This is a genomic window from Limnohabitans sp., from assembly GCF_017848645.1.
GTDB lineage: Bacteria > Pseudomonadota > Gammaproteobacteria > Burkholderiales > Burkholderiaceae_C > Limnohabitans_A.
On sequence record NZ_JAFEIF010000031.1, the window covers coordinates 36,313 to 55,798 of the forward strand.

General features: G+C 58.4%; 14 protein-coding genes and 1 pseudogene. 6 read left to right on the top strand and 9 right to left on the bottom strand.

The window, feature by feature from the left end; genetic code table 11:
- Window positions 1–4 precede the first annotated feature (4 nt).
- Genes rsmI through QZ190_RS07615 form a run of 4 tightly spaced genes read left to right on the top strand, consistent with a single transcriptional unit; the run spans window position 5 to window position 2,573 of the window.
- On the top strand, window positions 5–907 hold the full coding sequence (gene rsmI / locus QZ190_RS07600; RefSeq protein WP_291915189.1) for a 16S rRNA (cytidine(1402)-2'-O)-methyltransferase: 903 nt from the start codon (window positions 5–7) through the stop codon (window positions 905–907).
- 41 nt (window positions 908–948) lie between these two features.
- Window positions 949–1,359 (top strand): glycerate kinase, encoded by a 411-nt coding sequence (locus tag QZ190_RS07605; protein WP_291915175.1) that lies wholly within the window; start codon window positions 949–951, stop codon window positions 1,357–1,359.
- Window positions 1,360–1,406: 47 nt separating this feature from the next.
- Complete coding sequence (locus QZ190_RS07610; protein WP_089952215.1) at window positions 1,407–2,357, top strand: branched-chain amino acid transaminase; 951 nt, start codon at window positions 1,407–1,409, stop codon at window positions 2,355–2,357.
- Window positions 2,358–2,366: 9 nt separating this feature from the next.
- Entirely contained in the window at window positions 2,367–2,573 is a 207-nt protein-coding gene (locus QZ190_RS07615; protein ID WP_291915176.1) for a zinc-finger domain-containing protein, read from the top strand.
- 51 nt (window positions 2,574–2,624) lie between these two features.
- Here the strand turns inward: QZ190_RS07615 and QZ190_RS07620 are convergent, their stop codons facing one another.
- The 3 genes from QZ190_RS07620 to QZ190_RS07630 all read right to left on the bottom strand — a co-directional run bounded on the left by QZ190_RS07620 (window position 2,625) and on the right by QZ190_RS07630 (window position 6,087).
- Window positions 2,625–3,935, bottom strand: a complete 1,311-nt coding sequence (locus QZ190_RS07620; RefSeq protein ID WP_291915177.1) for a HAMP domain-containing sensor histidine kinase — start codon at window positions 3,933–3,935, stop codon at window positions 2,625–2,627.
- An 8-nt stretch (window positions 3,936–3,943) separates the two neighbouring features.
- Window positions 3,944–4,645, bottom strand: a complete 702-nt coding sequence (locus tag QZ190_RS07625; RefSeq protein ID WP_291915178.1) for a response regulator transcription factor — start codon at window positions 4,643–4,645, stop codon at window positions 3,944–3,946.
- A 92-nt stretch (window positions 4,646–4,737) separates the two neighbouring features.
- Window positions 4,738–6,087, bottom strand: coding sequence for an AmpG family muropeptide MFS transporter (locus QZ190_RS07630; RefSeq protein WP_291915179.1), 1,350 nt, complete (start codon window positions 6,085–6,087; stop codon window positions 4,738–4,740).
- Window positions 6,088–6,208: 121 nt separating this feature from the next.
- Between QZ190_RS07630 and QZ190_RS07635 the strand changes: the two genes are divergently transcribed.
- A complete protein-coding gene (locus tag QZ190_RS07635) occupies window positions 6,209–7,081 on the top strand; it encodes a M48 family metallopeptidase (RefSeq protein ID WP_291915180.1) in 873 nt (290 codons plus the stop codon).
- A 6-nt stretch (window positions 7,082–7,087) separates the two neighbouring features.
- On the opposite strand, the gene QZ190_RS07640 is transcribed toward QZ190_RS07635, so the two are convergent.
- Complete coding sequence (locus tag QZ190_RS07640; RefSeq protein ID WP_291915181.1) at window positions 7,088–7,729, bottom strand: MBL fold metallo-hydrolase; 642 nt, start codon at window positions 7,727–7,729, stop codon at window positions 7,088–7,090.
- A 723-nt stretch (window positions 7,730–8,452) separates the two neighbouring features.
- On the opposite strand from QZ190_RS07640, the gene QZ190_RS07645 reads away from it, so the two are divergent.
- On the top strand, window positions 8,453–9,265 hold the full coding sequence (locus QZ190_RS07645; RefSeq protein WP_291915182.1) for a nucleotide-binding protein: 813 nt from the start codon (window positions 8,453–8,455) through the stop codon (window positions 9,263–9,265).
- Between the two features lie 20 nt (window positions 9,266–9,285).
- Here QZ190_RS07645 and QZ190_RS07650 read toward each other — a convergent pair whose 3' ends face one another.
- From QZ190_RS07650 to QZ190_RS07665, 5 genes and pseudogenes are all read right to left on the bottom strand, one after another.
- On the bottom strand, window positions 9,286–15,441 hold the full coding sequence (locus QZ190_RS07650; protein WP_291915183.1) for an ATP-binding protein: 6,156 nt from the start codon (window positions 15,439–15,441) through the stop codon (window positions 9,286–9,288).
- Window positions 15,442–15,877: 436 nt separating this feature from the next.
- On the bottom strand, window positions 15,878–16,732 hold the full coding sequence (locus tag QZ190_RS07655) for a hypothetical protein (protein ID WP_291915184.1): 855 nt from the start codon (window positions 16,730–16,732) through the stop codon (window positions 15,878–15,880).
- A 3-nt stretch (window positions 16,733–16,735) separates the two neighbouring features.
- Window positions 16,736–17,260, bottom strand: a pseudogene (locus QZ190_RS18125) (TniQ family protein); the annotation flags it as partial.
- Window positions 17,196–18,647: an ATP-binding protein gene (locus QZ190_RS07660; protein ID WP_291915185.1), complete on the bottom strand. Its 1,452-nt coding sequence runs from the start codon at window positions 18,645–18,647 to the stop codon at window positions 17,196–17,198. The pseudogene QZ190_RS18125 and the gene QZ190_RS07660, both read right to left, overlap by 65 nt.
- Window positions 18,640–19,362 carry a hypothetical protein gene (locus tag QZ190_RS07665; protein ID WP_291915186.1) on the bottom strand — a complete coding sequence of 241 codons (723 nt, stop codon included), beginning with the start codon at window positions 19,360–19,362 and terminating at the stop codon, window positions 18,640–18,642. The genes QZ190_RS07660 and QZ190_RS07665 overlap by 8 nt, the downstream gene beginning before the upstream one ends.
- Window positions 19,363–19,486: the final 124 nt, after the last annotated feature.

The following is a 19,486-nucleotide window of genomic DNA, read 5'->3' on the forward strand; positions in this document are numbered from 1 at the left end:
TCCCTTGTCTGCTTCGTTTGCCAACGCCCTTGCCGCCGCGCACGAGGCTGCCGGATCACAAAACCACCCGGCCAGCACACTGTATGTCGTGGCCACCCCAATTGGCAACCTGGCCGACATCAGCTTGCGCGCCTTGCATGTGCTTGCCCGCGTGGACGTGGTGGCCTGTGAAGACACCCGCCACACCCAGCAGTTGCTGCGCGCTTACGGGCTGGACAGGCCGGGCAGTCAGCTCTTGGCGGTGCACCAGCACAACGAAGCCGAGGCGGCGAACAGCGTGCTCGAGCGCTTGAGCCAAGGCCAGCGCGTGGCCTATGTGAGCGATGCAGGCACCCCCGCCATCAGCGACCCCGGGGCGCGGCTGGTGGCGGCTGTGCGCCAAGCCGGGTTTCGGGTCATGCCCCTGCCCGGTGCCAGCAGCGTGACCACGGCGCTCAGCGCATCGGGCATGACCGGTGACAGCGGTTTTGTGTTTGCCGGTTTTTTGCCCAGCAAAGCCACCGAGCGGCAATTGGCCGTGCAGCACCTGGCGCAAGAAAGCCGCGCCGTGGTGCTGCTGGAAGCGCCGCACCGCATCGAGGCCCTGGCCCAAGCCCTGGTGGCGCTGGGCACGCGCCGCGTCACGCTGGGGCGTGAGCTGACCAAGCAGTTTGAGCAAATCGAGACCCTGCCCGCGCAAGATCTGAGCGCCTGGCTGGCCGAGAAACCCGAGCGCCTGCGGGGTGAATTTGTGCTGGTCCTGCACGACGCGCCGGTGGACGCCGCCACCGGTGAAGGCCTGCGGGTTCTGCAACTCTTGCTGCCCGAGCTGCCACTCAAAACCGCGGTCAAACTGGCGGCCGACATCTCGGGCGAATCCAAAAATACCCTGTATGAGTTGGCCCTGGCCCTGAAAAAACAAGGCTGAGGCCCAGCCCTGTTTGGCTGCGCAAGGCACAATCTGCCCCCATGAATTTCACCCGAATCCTCACCCTCGCGGCCATTGCCATCTTGACTGTCGGAGCCTGGCAAGCCTTTGGCTGGCCGGGCATTGCCTTGGCCGTGGGCGGCATCGTCATGTGGGTGCTGCTGCACTTCACCCGCATGGTCACCATCCTGAAAAAAGCCGCTGACCGGCCCATCGGCCATGTGGCCAGCGCCGTCATGCTCCACGCCAAGCTGAAAAAGGGCGCAACGCTGATGCATGTCATCGCCATGACCCGCTCTTTGGGCCAGCGGCAAACCCCCAAAGACACCCAGCCGGAGGTCTTCACCTGGACCGACACCAGCGAATCGGTGGTCACCTGCACCTTTGTGGGCGGCAAGTTGACCGAATGGACACTGGTGCGCCCCGAACGCCCCGAAGAGCCAAACCCTTAAAATCCACGCCAACCCTGTTTATTGCAGCTATTTCAAAGGACACTTTCATGAGCGTTGTCATCCCCTCCATGTCAGACCGTGACGGCAAAATCTGGATGGACGGCCAGATGGTCGATTGGCGCGATGCCAAGATCCATGTGCTGAGCCACACACTGCACTACGGCTGCGGCGCTTTTGAAGGCGTGCGCGCCTACAAAACCGAGCAAGGCACCGCCATCTTCCGCTTGGCCGAGCACACCGAGCGCCTGTTCAACAGCGCCAAGATCTTGCGCATGAACATCCCCTTCACCCAAGCGCAGGTCAACGAAGCACAGCGCGCCGTGGTGCGCGAGAACAAGCTGGAAAGCGGCTACATCCGCCCCCTGACCTGGATTGGCGACAAAAAGCTCGGCGTCAGCCCCAAGGGCAACACCATCCACCTGATGGTCGCCGCCTGGACCTGGGGCGCGTACCTGGGTGAAGAAGGCATGAAGCGCGGCATCCGCGTGAAAACCAGCAGCTACACCCGCCACCACGTCAACATCACCATGACGCAAGCCAAGGCGGTGAGCAACTACACCAACAGCATTTTGGCCAACATGGAAGTGACCGACGAGGGTTATGACGAGGCCCTGCTGCTCGACACCTCGGGCTTTGTGTCCGAAGGCGCGGGCGAAAACATCTTTGTGGTCAAAAACGGCGTGATTTACACGCCAGACTTGTCGGCTGGCGCCCTGAACGGCATCACCCGCAACACGGTGTTCCACATCGCCAAAGACTTAGGTCTCGAGATCGTGCAAAAGCGCATCACCCGCGACGAGGTCTACATTGCCGATGAGGCTTTCTTCACCGGCACCGCCGCCGAAGTCACGCCGATTCGCGAACTCGACCGCATCGAGTTGGGCAAAGAGGGCTACGTGGGCAGCCGCGGCCCCATCACCGAGAAAATCCAGAGCGCCTTCTTTGACATCGTCAACGGCCGCAACCCCAAGTACGCCCACTGGCTGACTTTGGTCTGAGGAGCACCAATGAGCACCCAAGCTGTTGAACTGCTGGCCACCGACCTGAACCCCCAAGGCGGTGTGTTTTGCCCCAGCCCCAAGGCCGACATGAAACTTTGGAACAGCCACCCCAAGGTTTATTTGGATGTGGCCAAAACCGGTGAAGCCAAGTGCCCTTATTGCGGCACGGTTTACAAACTGAAAGCGGGTGAAGTGGTGGGACACCACCACTGAAGCTCGCGCCGAGCCATCCTGTTGGTGGCAGGGCCGCCCCACGGCGAACACTCAGGTGTTCGCTGTTTTGTTTTGGGGCACGCTGACCACGAAGCAAGCGCCACCACCCGGTCGGTCTGCACACCGCACCCGCCCGCCGTGGCGCTCGGCAATTGACTTGACCAGCGACAACCCCAAGCCCACACCGCCCACGCGCTCGCTGGCCCCAGGCAAACGGAAAAACGGCTCAAAGATCCGTTCTCGGTATTCTGGGGGCACACCAGGGCCGTGGTCACCCACCGCAATGATGACCTCCTGGCCCAAGGGTTTCAAGGACAACTCGATGCCACTGCCCTGCGGTGCATCCTGGCTACCCACCCCATACCGGCGCGCGTTTTCAAGCAGGTTGCGCACCAAGCGCCGCAACAGTTTGGGCACACCGGGCACGTCAAGCTGGGACAGGCCCTCGGGCACGTCAAACCTCGCCCCCGCCCGCGCGCACTCTTCGGCGCACAGACCCACCAGGTCCACCACTTCCACGGTGCCGACGTCGGCCTCTTGCGCGTCCAGACGGCTGGCCAGCAAGATCTCGTCGATGAGTTGGTCCAGCTCGGCCATGTTGCGCAAGATTTCGGCCCGGCTGCGGGCCAAAGCGTCAGCGTCAGCCGGGCTGTTCATCAGTTCCAGCCCCATGCGGATGCGCGCCAGCGGCGAGCGCAACTCGTGTGAGGCATTGGCCAGCAAAGACTTTTGCGAGGCCATCAGGCCCTCGATGCGCTCGGCCGCCGCGTTGAAGCGCTCGGACAGGTCGGCCACCTCGTCGTCGCCCTGCACCGGCACGCGCACCGACAAGTCGCCCTCACCCCAGCGCTGCACGCCGCGCTGCAGGCCTTCGAGGCGTTGCGTGAGCCTGCGCACCACCGGGTACAGGCCCAGCGCCACAGCCAAACCAATGAGGCCCAACATCCAGAAAAAACCCGAGGGTTTGGCCCACCAGGGCATGTCTTTGCGCAAATGGGGGGGCAAACGGCCTTCCGGGCCAGGGCCTGTATGAAGCATGCCCGGCATGCCTTGCATCGCGGTGGCGCGGGGCCGCTCGCCGCTGCGCTGCACTTGCAGCGGCAGGGTCTGGCCATCGGGCAAGGGCACCTCAAAGACCAAAGGCGCACCCGGCCCGGCGCGTGTGGTGCTGGCCAGCACATCGCCCTGGGCGTTCAGCACCTGCCATTCACGCGGCGCGGGTGGCGCGGCGTGGTGCTCGACCGTGGCGCGCCAGGCCCAGCCCACCACCAGCATCAACAAGGTCACCACCCCCACCACGGCCAACCAGATGCGCAGATAAAGGTGGCGTGACCAGTGACGGGACAGGCTGCGAATGGGCATGTGGGAGCTCAGTCTTGCTGGCGGGCAAACACATAGCCCACGCCACGCACGGTGAGGATGCGTTGTGGCGCTTTGGGGTCGGCCTCGATGGCGGCGCGAATGCGGCCCATGTGCACGTCGATCGAACGATCAAAGGCTTCGAGTTCGCGGCCCCGCACGGCCTCCATGATCTGGTCGCGCGTGAGCACGCGGCCTGCGCGTTCGGCCAGCGCCACCAACAGGTCGTATTGGTACGAGGTCAGCTCGCAGTCCTGCCCCTTGACGCTCACGCGGCGGGCATCGCGGTCAATCTCCAGCGAGCCAAACTGCATGAGCTGCGGGGGCGTGTCGTTCACCTTGTTTTTGCGCCGCAAGATGGCCTTGATTCGGGCCAGCAACTCGCGCGGCTCAAAGGGCTTGGGCAGGTAATCGTCGGCGCCCATCTCCAGGCCAATGATGCGGTCCATCGGGTCGCCCTTGGCCGTGAGCATGAGCACCGGCACTTGGGCCATGCTGCCGGGTAAAGCGCGGATGCGCTGGCACACCTGCAGGCCATCCATGTCAGGCAGCATCAGGTCCAGGATCACCAGATCGACGCCCGGTGTCTGCAATCGTTCGAGGCCACTGCGTGCATCGGGCGCGTGGGCCACGGCAAAGCCGTTTTGCCCCAGATAGTCCGCCACCATGCCGGCCAGACGCACATCGTCTTCGATCATCAAGAGTTGTTGCATGGGGTGATCATCCTCCAAGCCGAAGTGCCCAGGGTTTCGCTTTTGTAAAGCTGGGTAAATCCTGGGCCCCACCTCACCGGCGGGCCATGGCTTCAAGCCTTGCGCGCATGCACCCGGGACGCCAGGGCCACCAGCAGCAGCACGGGCAAGCCGAGCCAGGCTGTGGCCGTGAAGAAACTGGCGTAACCATGGGCATCCACAAACTCACCCGAAAACCCCGCGATGAACTTGGGCAGCAGCAGCATCATGGAGCTCAGCAGCGCGTATTGCGTGGCCGAATAGCTGATGTTGGTGAGTGAGGACAAATAAGCAATGAAGGCCGCAGACGCGATGCCGCTGGCCAGGTTGTCGGCCGAGATGACCCAGACCAGGGCCTGCACGTCGTGGCCCACGCCGCTGAGCCAGACAAACAGCAAATTGGTGAGCGCACTGAGCACTGCACCCAGCATGAGCACACGCATGACGCCCAGCCGTGCCGCCAACAAACCGCCCACAAACGCCCCCACCAAAGTCATGATGACGCCGTAGACCTTGGTCACACTGGCCACTTCGCTTTTGGTGAAGCCCATGTCCACATAAAACGGATTGGCCATGATGCCCATCACCACGTCGGAGATGCGGTAAACCGCGATCAGCGCCAGCAGCAGCACCGCTTGCCAACGGTAGCGCAGCCAGAAATCTGCAAAAGGCTCGAGCACCGCACCCCTGAGCCATTCGGCCACGTTACGCGCTGGCGCAAAGGGCGCGGGCACCGGCTCGGGCGAGGCCAGCACCACCCCCATGCCCGGCAGCATGCTCAGCGCCATGACCAGATAAGCCGCTTGCCAGGCCGATTGCGAGTAACCCGAAGCTTGCTCGCCTTGGGCAAAGGCCGCCACCCACAACACACCCGCCCCGGCCCAGATCATGGCCAGGCGGTAACCCGTTTGGTAACTGGCCGCCAAGGCGGCTTGGGCGTTGACCTCGGCCGATTCGATGCGGTAGGCGTCCAGCGCAATGTCTTGTGTGGCCGAAGCGATGGCCACGGCCAAGGCACACGCCACCAAGGGCCCGAGCAATTGCGAAGGGTCGTTCAGGGCCATGCCCACCAACCCGAGCGCGATGACCAGCTGCGAGACCAGCAACCAACTGCGCCTGCGCCCCAACTGGCGGGTGAGCCAGGGAATGGGCATGCGGTCCACCAGCGGGGCCCACATCCACTTCACGCCATACGCCAGGCCGACCCAACTGAGGTAACCGATGGTGCTGCGGTCAATGCCCGCCTCGCGCAAACGAAAGCTGAGCGTACCCAGCACCAGCAAGAGCGGCAAGCCCGCCGCAAAACCCAGCGCCAGCATGCGCAAGCTGGCGGGCTGCAAATACAGGCGCAGCGCCTCGCGCCAAGTGCGCACCGTGGCGGGCGGCGCGTTGTTGTTGGGGGCAGAAAGGGCAGGATCGGACATCTGCGGATTATCAACTGCAGCGCGAGCGGTGGCTGTGCCCGCTGTCGCCGTGACATTTGCTAACGCATCGCCCGGCGGCAAGGGGGCAAAAACCCGCTGCATTCGCTATGATTTGTTCACCATGTGCTTTATTTGCAACCTCAAAACCGCTTCCGCCCACGCCTCAACCGAGGCCGTGACCCCTTCATCGCCCCGCTGGCAAGCCCGGCGGGCCTTCCTGCTGGCCGCAGGAGTCGGCGCTGCAGGCTCGGCACTGGCCCAGGTCGATGTCGGCTCGTCCTCGGGTTTGCGCAAACTGGTACCGGCCGAGACACTGGAAAATTCAGCCCGCCAGCAATACGCGCAAGTGCTGAGCGAGGCCCGTGCCCAAAACGCATTGGCACCCGATGGCCACCCACAGCTGCAGCGCCTGCACACCATCGCCCAAAAACTCATCCCGCACACCACGCCCTGGAACAAACGCTCACGCGACTGGAAGTGGCAGGTCAACCTGATCGGCAGCAAGCAGATCAATGCCTGGTGCATGCCCGGCGGCAAGATCGCGTTCTACACCGGCATCCTGGAGCAGCTGCGCCTGAACGACGACGAAGTGGCCATGATCATGGGGCACGAAATGGCGCACGCCCTGCGCGAACACGCCCGCGAGCGCCTGGCCAAAACCCAGGCCACCGGCTTGGGTCTCTCGATCGCGTCGCAATTGTTGGGCTTGGGCTCTTTGGGTGACGCTGCGGCCAACCTGGGCACACAGCTGCTGACCTTGAAGTACAGCCGCGACGACGAAACCGAATCGGACCTGGTGGGCCTGGAGATCGCCGCACGCGGCGGCTACCGGCCCGAGGCCAGCGTGAGCTTGTGGCAGAAGATGCAAGCGGCCAGCGGCAATGGCGGACCCTCTTTTTTGTCGACCCACCCCAGTGGCAACAACCGCATCGAAGAGCTGCAGGCCAACCTGCCCAAGGTGCAGCACCTGTACGAGCAAGCCCGCAAGGGCTGAGTCTGATCAGGTCCCACCAACGTAGGGGTTGGACTGACGTTCACGCCCAAAGGTGCTCTCGGGCCCGTGCCCAGGAATGAACACCGTGTCGTTGCCCATGGGCCACAGGCGCTGGGTGATGCTGGCGATCAAATCGTCGTGGTTGCCTTGCGGAAAGTCGGTGCGGCCAATGCTGCCGGCAAACAGCACATCGCCCACAAAAGCGCGCTTGATGTCGGGCGAATAAAACACCACATGGCCGGGCGTATGGCCCGGGCAGTGGCGCACCTGCAAAGTGTGCGCCCCCAGCGTGACCGTGTCGCCATCGGCCAACCAACGCGTGGGCTTGAACACCCGAGCAGCCGGAAAACCATAGGCCGCAGCGGCCTGCGGCAAACCGTCGATCCAGAACTGGTCTGCGGGGTGCGGCCCAATGATGGGCAAGCCCCCGAGCTGCTCGGCCAGATCGGCCGTGCCCGAGGCGTGGTCCAGGTGGCCATGGGTGATCCAGATCTGCTCGAGCTGCAGGCCGTGTTGGCGCACAGCGTCCAAAATCAAGTCCAGATCGCCCCCTGGATCAATCACCGCCGCTTGGCGGCTCTGGTCGTCCCACACGAGTGAGCAGTTTTGCTGAAAGGGCGTGACGGGAATGGTTTGGTATTGGAGCATGGGCAAATTATATGGAGCGTGATAACAAAGTTTAGAACTTGCATCAATAGTTTGAAACTCGCCGAGATCAACCGCAACAGGGCTATTTTCAAAGTTTCGAATGCCTCTGATCAATATGAGATTTTCTCAACTCAGGCAGGTAAGGTCTACTCGTTCTCAAAGTCTGATAACAAAGTTTAGAACTCTGATTTGGGACGCCCTCAGCTCATTTACTCGGGATGAAACTCTCCAAATTGATTGAAGTCTTGATTTCGACCTGCAATTCCTTGGTCTCTTGTTGTCTATCGAGAGACGGTTATGCAGCGATTGCCGCCCTTGGCGCCACGCCGTCACTTTACGGTTTGATCCTCACAACAGTCACTCGAAAGCAAACGTCCTGCGCGGAACCAACGGCAGGTATCAGGTGAACAGCTGACGCTGGCGGTTCTCAGACACGCTGCGGTGATTTGAAAGTCTTCGGCCGGGGATTGCAAATGGGAGTTGCCGACCCGTTGCGGTACTAGCAGTCACACAAATTGGGGCCAGTGGAAATCGTTCAGCGGTTGAGTCAGCGGCTACCGTGTGCAGTCCGCAGGATTGACACTTTGGTTTCTTTTGCACTCCATAGGTCTAAAAACACCAAAAAAATTCAATCTTAGAGGCTATTAACTAGGTATAGATAAAGGGGGTCGGACAGCTAAATGCATTAGCATGTTGTTCCCCCAGCTTCATCCTACATGACACATGACTCGCAGCAAGCAAAACGACAGAACGCAAGAGCGAACTCGATTGATTGTTCCACTCACGGAGGCGCAGGAGCGGGTCAAGCTGCAGTTGGAGCGCGGCAAGGCAGTTCCCAATGCGTCGATCAATGAAAACGATGAGGCCAGGCGCTGGTACGAGTTCACCGCAGAACTCTTGCGGCAAATCAGTAGCACAGATGAACTGCAAGATGAGTTCACAGGTAAAGGTAGCTTCAGTTTTGGCGGTGACATCTCAACAGGGCACTATCTTAAGAAGCTGCTATCCCTGTATGAAAAGTTGGAATTGCTGCCGGCTCCAGAAAGCCAGCTCGATGCGGCTTCGACCAGAGTCGCGAAAGCAAAGCCGTCATCGCGTCGCGTGTTCATAGTCCACGGGCATGACGAAGGCATCAAGGAAACCGTCGCTAGATTTCTGGGCAAGCTCGATCTTGAACCGGTGATCCTGCATGAGCAACCGAGCCGCGGACGAACCGTCATAGAGAAGTTCGAGGACTATTCCGACGTCGCATTTGCAGTGGTTCTATTTACACCGGACGACATCGGCCACGCAAGGGGCAAAGAAGGCGATGCAAAGCCCCGTGCCCGCCAGAATGTTGTGCTTGAACTGGGATTTTTCATGGCCGCTCTCAGCAGGTCGCATGTATGCGTCCTCTACAGCGGCGGAGTGGAGGTTCCCAGTGACTACGCAGGCGTTCTCTATGAAGAGTTTGATAGCAAAGGGATGTGGCGATTCCGGCTTGCGGCAGAAATCAAGGCCGCTGGAATAGACGTGGACCTCAACAAAGCCGTCTAGCAGAGGGCGCTACCGCTAGTTCAAGCGTCCTCTTTGAGCTCAATCAGTTGAACTCGACTGAGGTCCTTCAAAGGCCCCCCAAATGTTGAATGCAATATCTCTTCAAGGTCTGGGCGAAGAAGCAGCTCACAGCCCTGAGTGGCATAGGATTCCACATCAAGCCCTTGCCCCCTTAGGCGCCATGTTCTGAGGACCACCGCAGCCTTGCCAGCTTTGTCTGCCCATCGAAGAGGCGCACCAAATGCTGGGGGGATAAGCTCGGCATTGAGTCGCAGTGCCAAAGGCGGCACCAACGCACCGCACTGCCCCAACCAATCAGTCGTAGCGAACTTTTTTACCAGTTGCGGTCTTCGCGCATCTTCCAGCGCCTCGTCTCGGTCATATTCTTCTCGCCACGGCCACATATCGCTGGCTCCAAAGGGGCCGGCTGAAAGCGGAACCGTTCCGTCAATCTCAGTACGAACGACGCCAGCAGCAAAAAGGGTACTGCGGTTGGGAGCATCCCAATGACGGTCGTCGGATCGGAAGAAGTGAACTTCCATTGCCGCAAGTCGTATCCATGAACCGTAAGACGGGTCATCTTTCGCCACGCGGACAACGGGACCGAGCAAACGGTGGTCTTCTGTATGCAACGGAACAGGTGGTCGAGGGCCCAAACTGGCATGGGACGCAAGGCGCGTTTCCAGATCGGGCAGGATGGCCCACAGCAGCTCGTAGTCGAACGCAGGCTTCCACTGCCCCGTTCGCCACAAGTAGTCGGGTAGACCGCAAAGAACGTCATCCAGGATTGCAATGACTAACTCGGAGGGCCAAGACAATACATCCGCTCGTGGACGACTTCTTTCATGGCGGTCCTTCTCGAGCTCATACCTCTCGCGCCCAATGCGATTGAAGGACTCATTGTCTACATCGCTCCTTTGCATCCGTCGTGCAACGATTCCTGGGAGCTCAGGCCAAAGTTGTGCGAGGCGAGGCAGCACTGCCCCAGCGTCTCCCATCGACGCAAGCACTCTGCCGCGATGAGATGCAGGCTCGCTAGCCCCTGAATGAGGCATCCTAGCGGCCGTCTCGTTGATACCGATCTTGCTCAAGAGAGCCACGGCCAACATCGACAGGCTCCAAGATCTCGATTTGGCATAGGCGCGAAGGACATCCTCGTTGAAGGCGATGACGCTCGATACATCCCATGGTGACTCTAGGAGCAATTGGAGGACTGCCTGAACGGTCGCCACCGTAGCATTGCCGGTGATGAACCACCGAATCGGTCGCGGAAGGACATCAGGGCGCTTCTCTATGAGGCGCACCAGGCCTGATAGGGCGGTAATCCTTCTTGGAGTTGTAGGGTCGCCTGATCGAGCAAGAAGCAGCGCGGTCAAGCCTTCGTCCAGGCTCCAATCCACTCCATCGTTAATATCCAACGGCTCGAAGTACGTCGCATTGCCAGCCATTGGAAGCCGCGCCTCCATGACCAGGAATGCCTCCTCCCATGCCGCCATTGCAACAGCCGGTTCGTCCCAAAGGGCGATCTGTTGGATCAAATGCATGGTCAGGCCTTGAAAGCCTCTAACGCGAAGTTTGCGTGCCGTTTCGCCCGCCAATGCCTGAAGGGCGTTGCTCCTGTCTAGATCGAACGCCCTTTGAAGTTTTGAGGAGTGTTCATGGTCGCCAAAGGTGAGCCGTCCACCTCCACCACGCGCCGTCGTGAAAGCAAGGACATATGCAACGGCAGCGATCCGCTGATGGCCGGCATTGTCGAGGCACCGGGCAAGTACTCCTATGGGGTGCGGAGTCGAGTAGTTCCACCCTGTTGCCTCGTGGACGAGGAAGTAGATCACGCGCTGCGTCTGCGCCTCTTCACCGCGCTCCACCATTTCGGTGAGCATGTAGCTCAGAGGCAGCGTAAGCAGGCCGTACATGTCTTCTTCACTGACCTGCGCTCTGGCGATTCTGCGAACTGTTGCGAGGATGCTGACAATCTCCGGGTTTGTGGTGAATGCCGGCCGAACTCCTGCACTGAGGGGCTTTTCGCCAATTGGCCGCGAGACAGTGTCTCGTGCCCCGCTGGATTCGCCGCGCTTCGTCGTACCAGTCTGCTGCAGTTGGAGGCCATGGCGCTCAGAGAAAGCCTGAAGCGGTGCGGCTGTGCCAGATGCATGTCCACGCGAGTCGTTTTGCGCTTGCCCGCACAGACGAGTGAAGCGATCCCTCATGTACGTAGGGTCAGATGATGCGAGGCGTTCCAGAGGAACAAGGCGCTCATTCACCATCTTCTCGCCTTCACCGTCATACTCGATTTCAAAAAGTAGCGTCTCCCACAACGCATCCGCAATCAGCGGGTCAACGTCGTTCGACACTTCTCTTAGCAAGTCCCGCAGCGCCTTCAAGGCGATCCATGATGGACGACCTGGATCGACAACGAATGTCTGACTCAGTGCCACAGCTGCACGAATGCTGTCAACTTTAAGCAAGGCCTTAAACCAGGCGTTGGGTGCGTGCTGAGTCTCGCGTTGGTCCGTATGGCGGAGAACCGCACTTAACAGGGGTTGAAGCTTCACCAAGCCGTGCAATGCGGCTTTTCCTGGTACGCTCTTAAGAGCGACTACGCTTTGAACTATGTCAAATAGTGCTCCGTCCTTGTGAAAGGTGTAGCAGGTCATTAGCTTGGCAGCTTGTTGCCAGTGGCCCAACGCAACCTGCGTGTTCCCCGTAGCTGCGTGTAGTTGTGCCAAGCGCATACGGAATAGCGCATGGGTGGAGTAGTAGGTGCCGGACTCCTCTTCGTCAGCAAGCATCTTTTCTAGGGCTTGGATGATAGCCACGGAGGCTTGGGGATTCTTAGCGTGGGACAAAAGGATCGAGAAAAAAGCGCCCGCTGTTATCGGGCCGCCGTCTTCCCGGTCCAAACGGGTCGCAGTACTGTTGCGAGCCTCAGCGATGCAATCGACGGCTAAGTTCCACTCCGCAGGTGCCCTGAGTAGCGACAAGCCACGTTCCAAACTCTCATTGATAAGTCCGTGTATGAAGTAGAGATCACAAGCCCTCGGCGATCCAACAAATGGCCGCATATCGACGTTAAGCTCGCGAAATGCTGAGACGGCATCGTATGCAGCTCCCTCAGCTGCCAGCCCTTCCGCAATGGCAACGCGCAGCGCGAACCGAACCCAACATAAGTACCAACCCTCTCCTCGCGCAGCATGTACCAGTTCGTCGACCTCAACACGCCCTTCTTCGGTTCTAGCCAATAGCCGTACCGTAGAGAGCCAAGTGCGCATGCTCGAGACGCCAGCCTGCCTTACGCCCTCGGATAGAAAAGCGTTCAGTTCGGCTAGTTTCACGGGTTTGTTTCGGGCCGCCTCCAGGGGTGCACCCGCGTCAAGACACCTAAGCACCTCGTCTGGCGTAGTAGCAAGGGCCAACGCCAAACTTGCATATGGAGGCTGCGGTCCGCAGAACTCTGGCGCCTTACTAGCAACATCTGAAAGGCCCAGAAGCAGGGCGCATCCTGCCTTCGGTGACAACCGAAATCTTCCTTCGTGAGTTGGAGTTGCCCTTTTGACCAGCTGACGAACGACTTCAGCCGGGCCCTGCTCGGCCATCAACTGAGCGAACTTGCGAATGAATCTTGAGGTAACGTTTCCGTCCGGGTTGCTGAGGTACTCCAGTGAGGATCGGACGACCCTGCAGTGATGCCCTAAGCGCAGCCGCCCGTAGATTGCGGCCAGGTAGGTCTCTTCGTCCGCAGAAAGCGCTCCAAGTTCATCGAAGTCATAGGTGTACGACTCTCCTCCCTCGGAGAACGGTAGGGATAAATATTCTCGCCATGGCGCCGGAGCGCCTGCCGTATCGACGGCTGCGCATACAGATAGCCCTTCGCTTCTGCTTAGAGTCGGCCTACCATCAAAAAGGAGACGATCCGATGTCGCTTGAGGACCGAAGATCGCTAGGAACGTCTGCCAATACTCTTCCCAGTCGTTGTTTCCTTCTGAGTAGCACGCATCGAGTGCACGAGAAAGTTCGGCAATTCGCAATAGGGACGGCCAGTCGAGACTGCGCGCTGCAACGTCTGCCGCTAATGCCAAGTTACGCTGAATTGCATCCTCTGGATGGCCGTGTTCAACGCTGAGATACACAAAATCCGCAGCGACTTTCTGAAGAATCTCAGCTTCTCGACCGGACCGGCGCATCATGGGAAGCATGAAGCGATAGCTCTTGGCATCGATGAAAAAATCCTTCGACTCCAGCCATTGCGCGACGGGCTTAAGGATATTCGCCAAGGATGTGCCGCGATGCTGGATCGCCGTCATCATGAAGCGTCGAAAGCTTTCGTGAAACACACGTACGCCGCCCTGGGCTGCGGCCTGCGACAGCACGGGCGAAAGCACGGTGAGCGCTTCTGGGACTCGGTCCTCCAGAAGCGGGCCAACGATTTCCTTGACTTCGTCGGGTGTAACCGCGAAGTCGAGTACACCCAGAACATCGGCGATAGCTTGTGCGTCCCTGCTCACGGAGTCGAGTAAGTGCTGGTAATAGCGGGAGATGTCTCCCTCGATGACGGGCGCCGATCCAAGCCATTCGCCAGGCGAAACAATGCGCGCCGAACTCAGTCCACCGATCAAGGATCGGGTCAGGTAGCGTGCATACAGCGGGTTGCCCTCCGCCCGTTCAGCAAGCGCACTTAACACAGCCCTACGTGACTCATCGTCCGTCAGCGCAACGTGGTCAAGAGCCGCCGATATTCCCAAGGCAATGGCGAGTCCTTCGATTTCCTGGTTGCTCCATGAAGGCAACGAATGTTCAACCACCTTTGGCTTGTACGCAACTCGAATTGGATCGAGGTGCTGCCCAGGTTGCGATCCGACAACTAAGCTGACCTTGTCTGGAAGGCGCACTGTCGCAAGTCGCTCGACGATGTCGGTCTCTGCGTCACTAAGTGAATTAGACCCGGCTACGACACGCGCAATGTGGTCCATGCCATCCACGATAACCACGACATGCCTGCCGTCTTGCGCGGCGTGCAGAAGCATCCGTTCGAGTTCATCTAAGCCCGCAGCAAAGACTGCTTCGCGCGCAATCTCGCGTCGTTCCATCGAATCGCTGAGTTCGCCAATTAGGTTCCCAAAGAAGACGTCCGTCGTCACGCGACGTTCCACCAGCTCATCGCCAGGCTCAAGGAAACAGTAGTGCCGCGCGACGACGGCTCCTGCTGCCTCCAAGTCCTCTGCGAGTTGGGTCAGCATCCATGACTTCCCCGAGCCTGGACCGGCCAACAAAAAGTGGATGCCGCCCTCCATGACCGCATTCGCGAAGCTCTTGCGTACCAACCCGCGATCCTGCATTACGGCTCTGTCGAGCGGATATGCCTGCGCGATCCGGCCAAAGTCCGTACGGATGTCTAGTCGTCGAACTAGGTCCGCCTTAGTTAGCGTCTCGCCTGCCGTTCGCCCGGTCATTGCGACATAAATTGCAAGCGCTGCGACGTCTTCGACTCTTCGTGCATCGTTGGGATAGCGACCGATTCCAATCCCGGTGTCAAGCGCGCTCAACAGTAGGCGCTCAAGAGGGCCTGGCGCCTCCAAATCCAACGAAGCCTGCGGCAGTTCAATCTCGATGACAAACCTCTCGCAAAAGCTCAGCACATCCGCTTGGCAAAGGCCACTTCCCGCAACCAGCGCAGGTCGTGCATTCGGGAAGATCAGCGAACCATCGCCCGTCCATAGCTTCGGTACGTCGAACCTCATCAACATCGTGTCGAAGTCGACAAGCGTGCCGGGCATGTCGGCAGGTTTAAGCAGATTGACAAGTGGGTCACCTGATTTTGGAAATTCCCACGTAGCGCACAGGCGGTACTCATTTGCCTGGTGAGGTGTTTCGTCGACGAATGTCCGCACCAATCGGTCGAACCGCAGTGTCGAAGCAGCGTCATTGAAATCGCTGAACGAAAGGCAGCGTCCAGTGTTCGCACTGGACTTGATTTGCCTCCGCAAACGTCGGCCTGAAATGCAGGTTTCGACATCGTCAAAGCGGTCGTCTTCGACCACCTTTTTATCGACAACGATTTGGTTAAAACCAGAAATCAGCCCCTGCACAAGCAGGTACGCAGTGAGAAGGTCCTGATAAACGTATCCCCGATGAGCCGCAGCGAGTGGATTGGTACGTAAAGATGTCGTTTTTCCCATCGGTCAAGGCAATACAGAAGTGGCGGATGCCGTTATTAGACCTTGGACTTGACCCAAGCTACTTGATGTTGCTCGAATTGTTCCATCTCCCACTTGAAAGCGCATCGGACGTCCGTAGGTGAAAGCCGTAGTCGGAGCATCTAGTTTTGCGGTGGAGGCAGCAAGTGAAATTGTTTCTCTCTCCGACTTGCTAGTGCCGCTTGAAAACGCCGAGCTAGTTCGGCAGAGACTTCAGCAGGATGCGGGCATAGAGCGAGTACGGCATACAAACACTTGGAAAGCAGCCCTGTACGAGGCGTTGGCTGGCTCAGCTTGGTATTGCGGGGGTGGCTTGCGTGTCGGCGATTGGCCATGAAGAACTGTTCAAGTGAGAAGTCTGAGTGTCCGAGAAAGCTGCCAACCGGTCACCAGCCTCCGTTCGTTTACCCGTGAGAATTTATATCCTCAACTCGAATCCAAACTGCTTTTCTCGCTTCTCTGAAATCTGTGCCAACAAAGAGGCTAACAGCTCTGGCTCCCATTTTGATAACCAGCTCACGGCTCCTTTGCACCTAAGGTGAATTTCTGTCTTCGAGACATCCGGTTTATTTTGAATCAGTGCCGCAATTTCAGCCAGCGCATCTACTTTCCTTGCTTGCCGCCGACTCTCTGCACGAACCAATTTCGGCGCACATTGCGCTTCCCGCATGTACCGCCTGACTGTGATGATTGAAACATTCAGTTGCCGTGCAGCATCTCTGATCGTCTCTGCACTGCGAACAATGGCCTGAACCCGGTCATCGCCTTGAAAATTCCCCTCTACCCAGAGCACTCCTTGTCCATCCTCTTGCCAGATGAGGGTTGCATCAGGCTCGTGAAATCCTCGAACCACTTCTTGCTGGGAGGTTCCTTCAAACGCGGCCACCCAAAGCATCATCCACAGCAGGGGGTGGTTTGAGCGGCGCTTGAGAAGTGTTTCGTAGATCCAAGGGCGCGCAAATATGGTTTGAAAGCTCGGCTGCACCTGTTCAACAGCTGCCGCTAAATCCGTTTTGACAAACCAATCCTGCAAGTCGGCAGGAGAAACCGGTTTCATGGAGGTTACGACACCCATGTCTCTCAACCGCGCAAGAAGCGCGCGCTTGATTGAGACCAGATTGATTTGCTCTTGCCCAACCAGACTGCCCGCCAATGCCGACAAGATGAGCAAGGACTGCCGCAGTCCAACAGTCAGCCTCAACTGTGCACTTGATTCTGAAACACCAGGCAAAATCCACTCCGCTCGACCGGGTGTCAGCCTGTTGAGAGGCATGCCGTGTTCCACACACCACCATGCCCCTGGCATCTGGTGAGACAGACGCCACCTAGCCGCACACCAATCTCCTACATCTTCCTCGGCGCAGCACGGACACCAACGCATTTCAGACCCATCTAGGGTGCTGGCACGCATGCCAAACCGAGTCAGCCACGGGGTTCTCTGGGCAGTTGCGGCCCGTTCATCAAAGTCTTGGCGTTGCTCTGCCCTCAGGAAGGGGTAGTAAGCCGCAAGCACAGTTCTCTGCAGCAAGATGCTTCTGATGTTCCCCAGCGATCCACCCGTGACAAGCTCCAAATGATCTAAGCGGGTGCTGACCGCCCACTCTTTGTAGGCATGAGAAGCGTCAAAGAGCCTTTTCCCAGTCTCCTTGGTCACACCTCCCAAAAGTCGATGCATCCGCGCAGACCAAGAGTACAGGGTCTCATCCCCGCGCCAGTCAGGGATGAGATGCAGCGGCTTAATCGACATCTTTCTTGCCACGCTTACCGGCCTGCCTGGCGCGGCGCTCTCTGCCAGCCTCATCGGTCAAGGATTTCAGTCCAGCCATCAATCTCTTTTGCTCTGCGGCGGCGTTAGATTCCTCCTCCTTGTCGGTGCTCGCAACGGTAAGCTGTGAATCAAATGTCTCACCAGACTTTGGCTTTTTTCGGGCCGTGCCTGGCAAATCCTTCAACCAGTAGTCACGCAACTGATTGTGCGGCAGATCCCGGTAATCCATCAACGCGTTGATGTCATGGTTGGCCAAAGCATGGTTTCTCGCCCTCACGATAGAAAACTTCGGCGACTGAACGAACACCTTAAAGACCAAATCAGTCGTCACTTGCGACACGTTGTTGATCAGTGCCCAATCCATGACTTCGGCCCTCAATCTGGCCAACTGTCTTGGCAAGCCTCCTGTCATTTGCCACAGGAGTGACGGCCAGTCCGTTGCCTCACCCATGGCATCGAGAGTTTTGAACGGCGCATCCTCTAAATCGAGCAAACAGGGCTGCCAGAGACCAGGTAGCCATGACTTGGTCCAAGTATCGCTTTGAGGCCCCCATTCAGGAAACATGGTGAACCACCCCCCTTCCGAAAACCGATCTACGTCCTGAGCATGCGTTCGCAGTTCTATGAAAGACAGGGGATTTCCCACAATCATTGTTGGGATTCCCCAGTTCAGAATCCTCAGGAAGAAGTTCAGGAAGTCTCGCGAGAACACCTTTGATCCCAAATTGGCTTCTTGAGCCTCTTCGATGATCAGCATGCCGCAACGGTGCTGCACCAGCAGCTGCATCACTCCGACGATCAGGGTTTCGATTTTGTTGGACTGTCGAATCAATGACTTGTAGTAATCGGTTTCGAGGACTCGGTCCATTTCGGCCAATATGGAAGCAAGAAGGCCCCGACGGGAATGGTCGGCAGGCATTGGCACCTTGAGCCAAACCAGCTGCCTGAGCTTGAGCATGCCCCAGTCACCTTTGGGCTCATGGTCCACAACCTGCGGCAAAAGACCCAACACTCGCTCAACAACGTGTGACTTACCGATACCGGTCATCCCTTCAAGAATCATGCCCTTGGCCTGCACAGGATTCCACGGAATTTCATCAACACTGCGCCGATACCATTGCTGGGTGGCGTTGATCCATCGCTGGACCTCAGGCCAAGTTGGATTGCGGCGCTCCAGCCCTTGCAGTAACGCGCTCAGCATGCGGTCTGAAATCCGCATAACTTGGTAAGTGGGTACAAAGATCTTCTGGTACTGATCCGTCAATCTTCTGCGCTGCGCAAGGGGTGAGTCACACTCGCCTGCAAACGGAACCGGCGAATGGATCAGCGCCTGAACCAGCAACTTGGGATCAGCAAGCCATCCCGAGATGGATGAAAGCCCCGGCGCCTGCAGCAAAGGGTTCTGAATGGGGTTATCCATTTTTCCCTCCACGGCGGCTCTCGTAGATCTGAGCTGCCATATCGTGCCACAGGTCATTGGATGGGCCGGGCTGTCCTTGAGTGAGCATCTGGGGCGCGGGACTCAGCTCTAACGCTTTATCCACCTTCTCTGACTCCCATGGCAGCGGCTGCTTTACGGGCATGCCCGTCTGGATCGCTTTTTCCATTTCGGTCATAACCCGAACGTCACGCTTCATTTCTGTTTTCGTCGGTTTTCCGTGTGTCTTGATGGCTTCCTGCTGGGCTTTTTTCCCTGCCTTGTAACGATTTTCGGTATTGGCTAACTTGTCAGCAAGATGCTGTGTTTCGAACTTCTTCGACAAGAATTTTGCAAGCTTGTCGTCTTCACTGATAGCTAGCCAGTCCATCAATGTCACTCCTTCAAAATCCTGATCACCTGTCGCCAGATCAAAGCGCTTAAGCCCGTCAATGTTTGCCCAAATGTGAGTCAGGTCAATTGGATTCATGTGCACTACCAGCCGCCTTACCTTGCGTTGGCTTAAGTGCAATAGTCCTTGTGTTAACAGGTACTCACTGCGATAGACCAACTTACGAATCAACCTTTCTCCACCAGCGCCGGGCACAAATAGATGAATACCATCGGCATGCATGGAGGCGTCAAAACGAGGCAGACACGTAACCCTGAGCACATCGATATCCATCGGCGATGACGACAGATAGTGGTGCTCGATCATCCATTCGACAACACCTCTTCGCGTCCTGTTTGACGACAATTACCTTGGCCGGTTGACGACAACTATGTTGGCCGGTTAGAGGCCTGTTCCGGGCGGGTCCGGGAGGCGGGGCTACCGTTGAGCC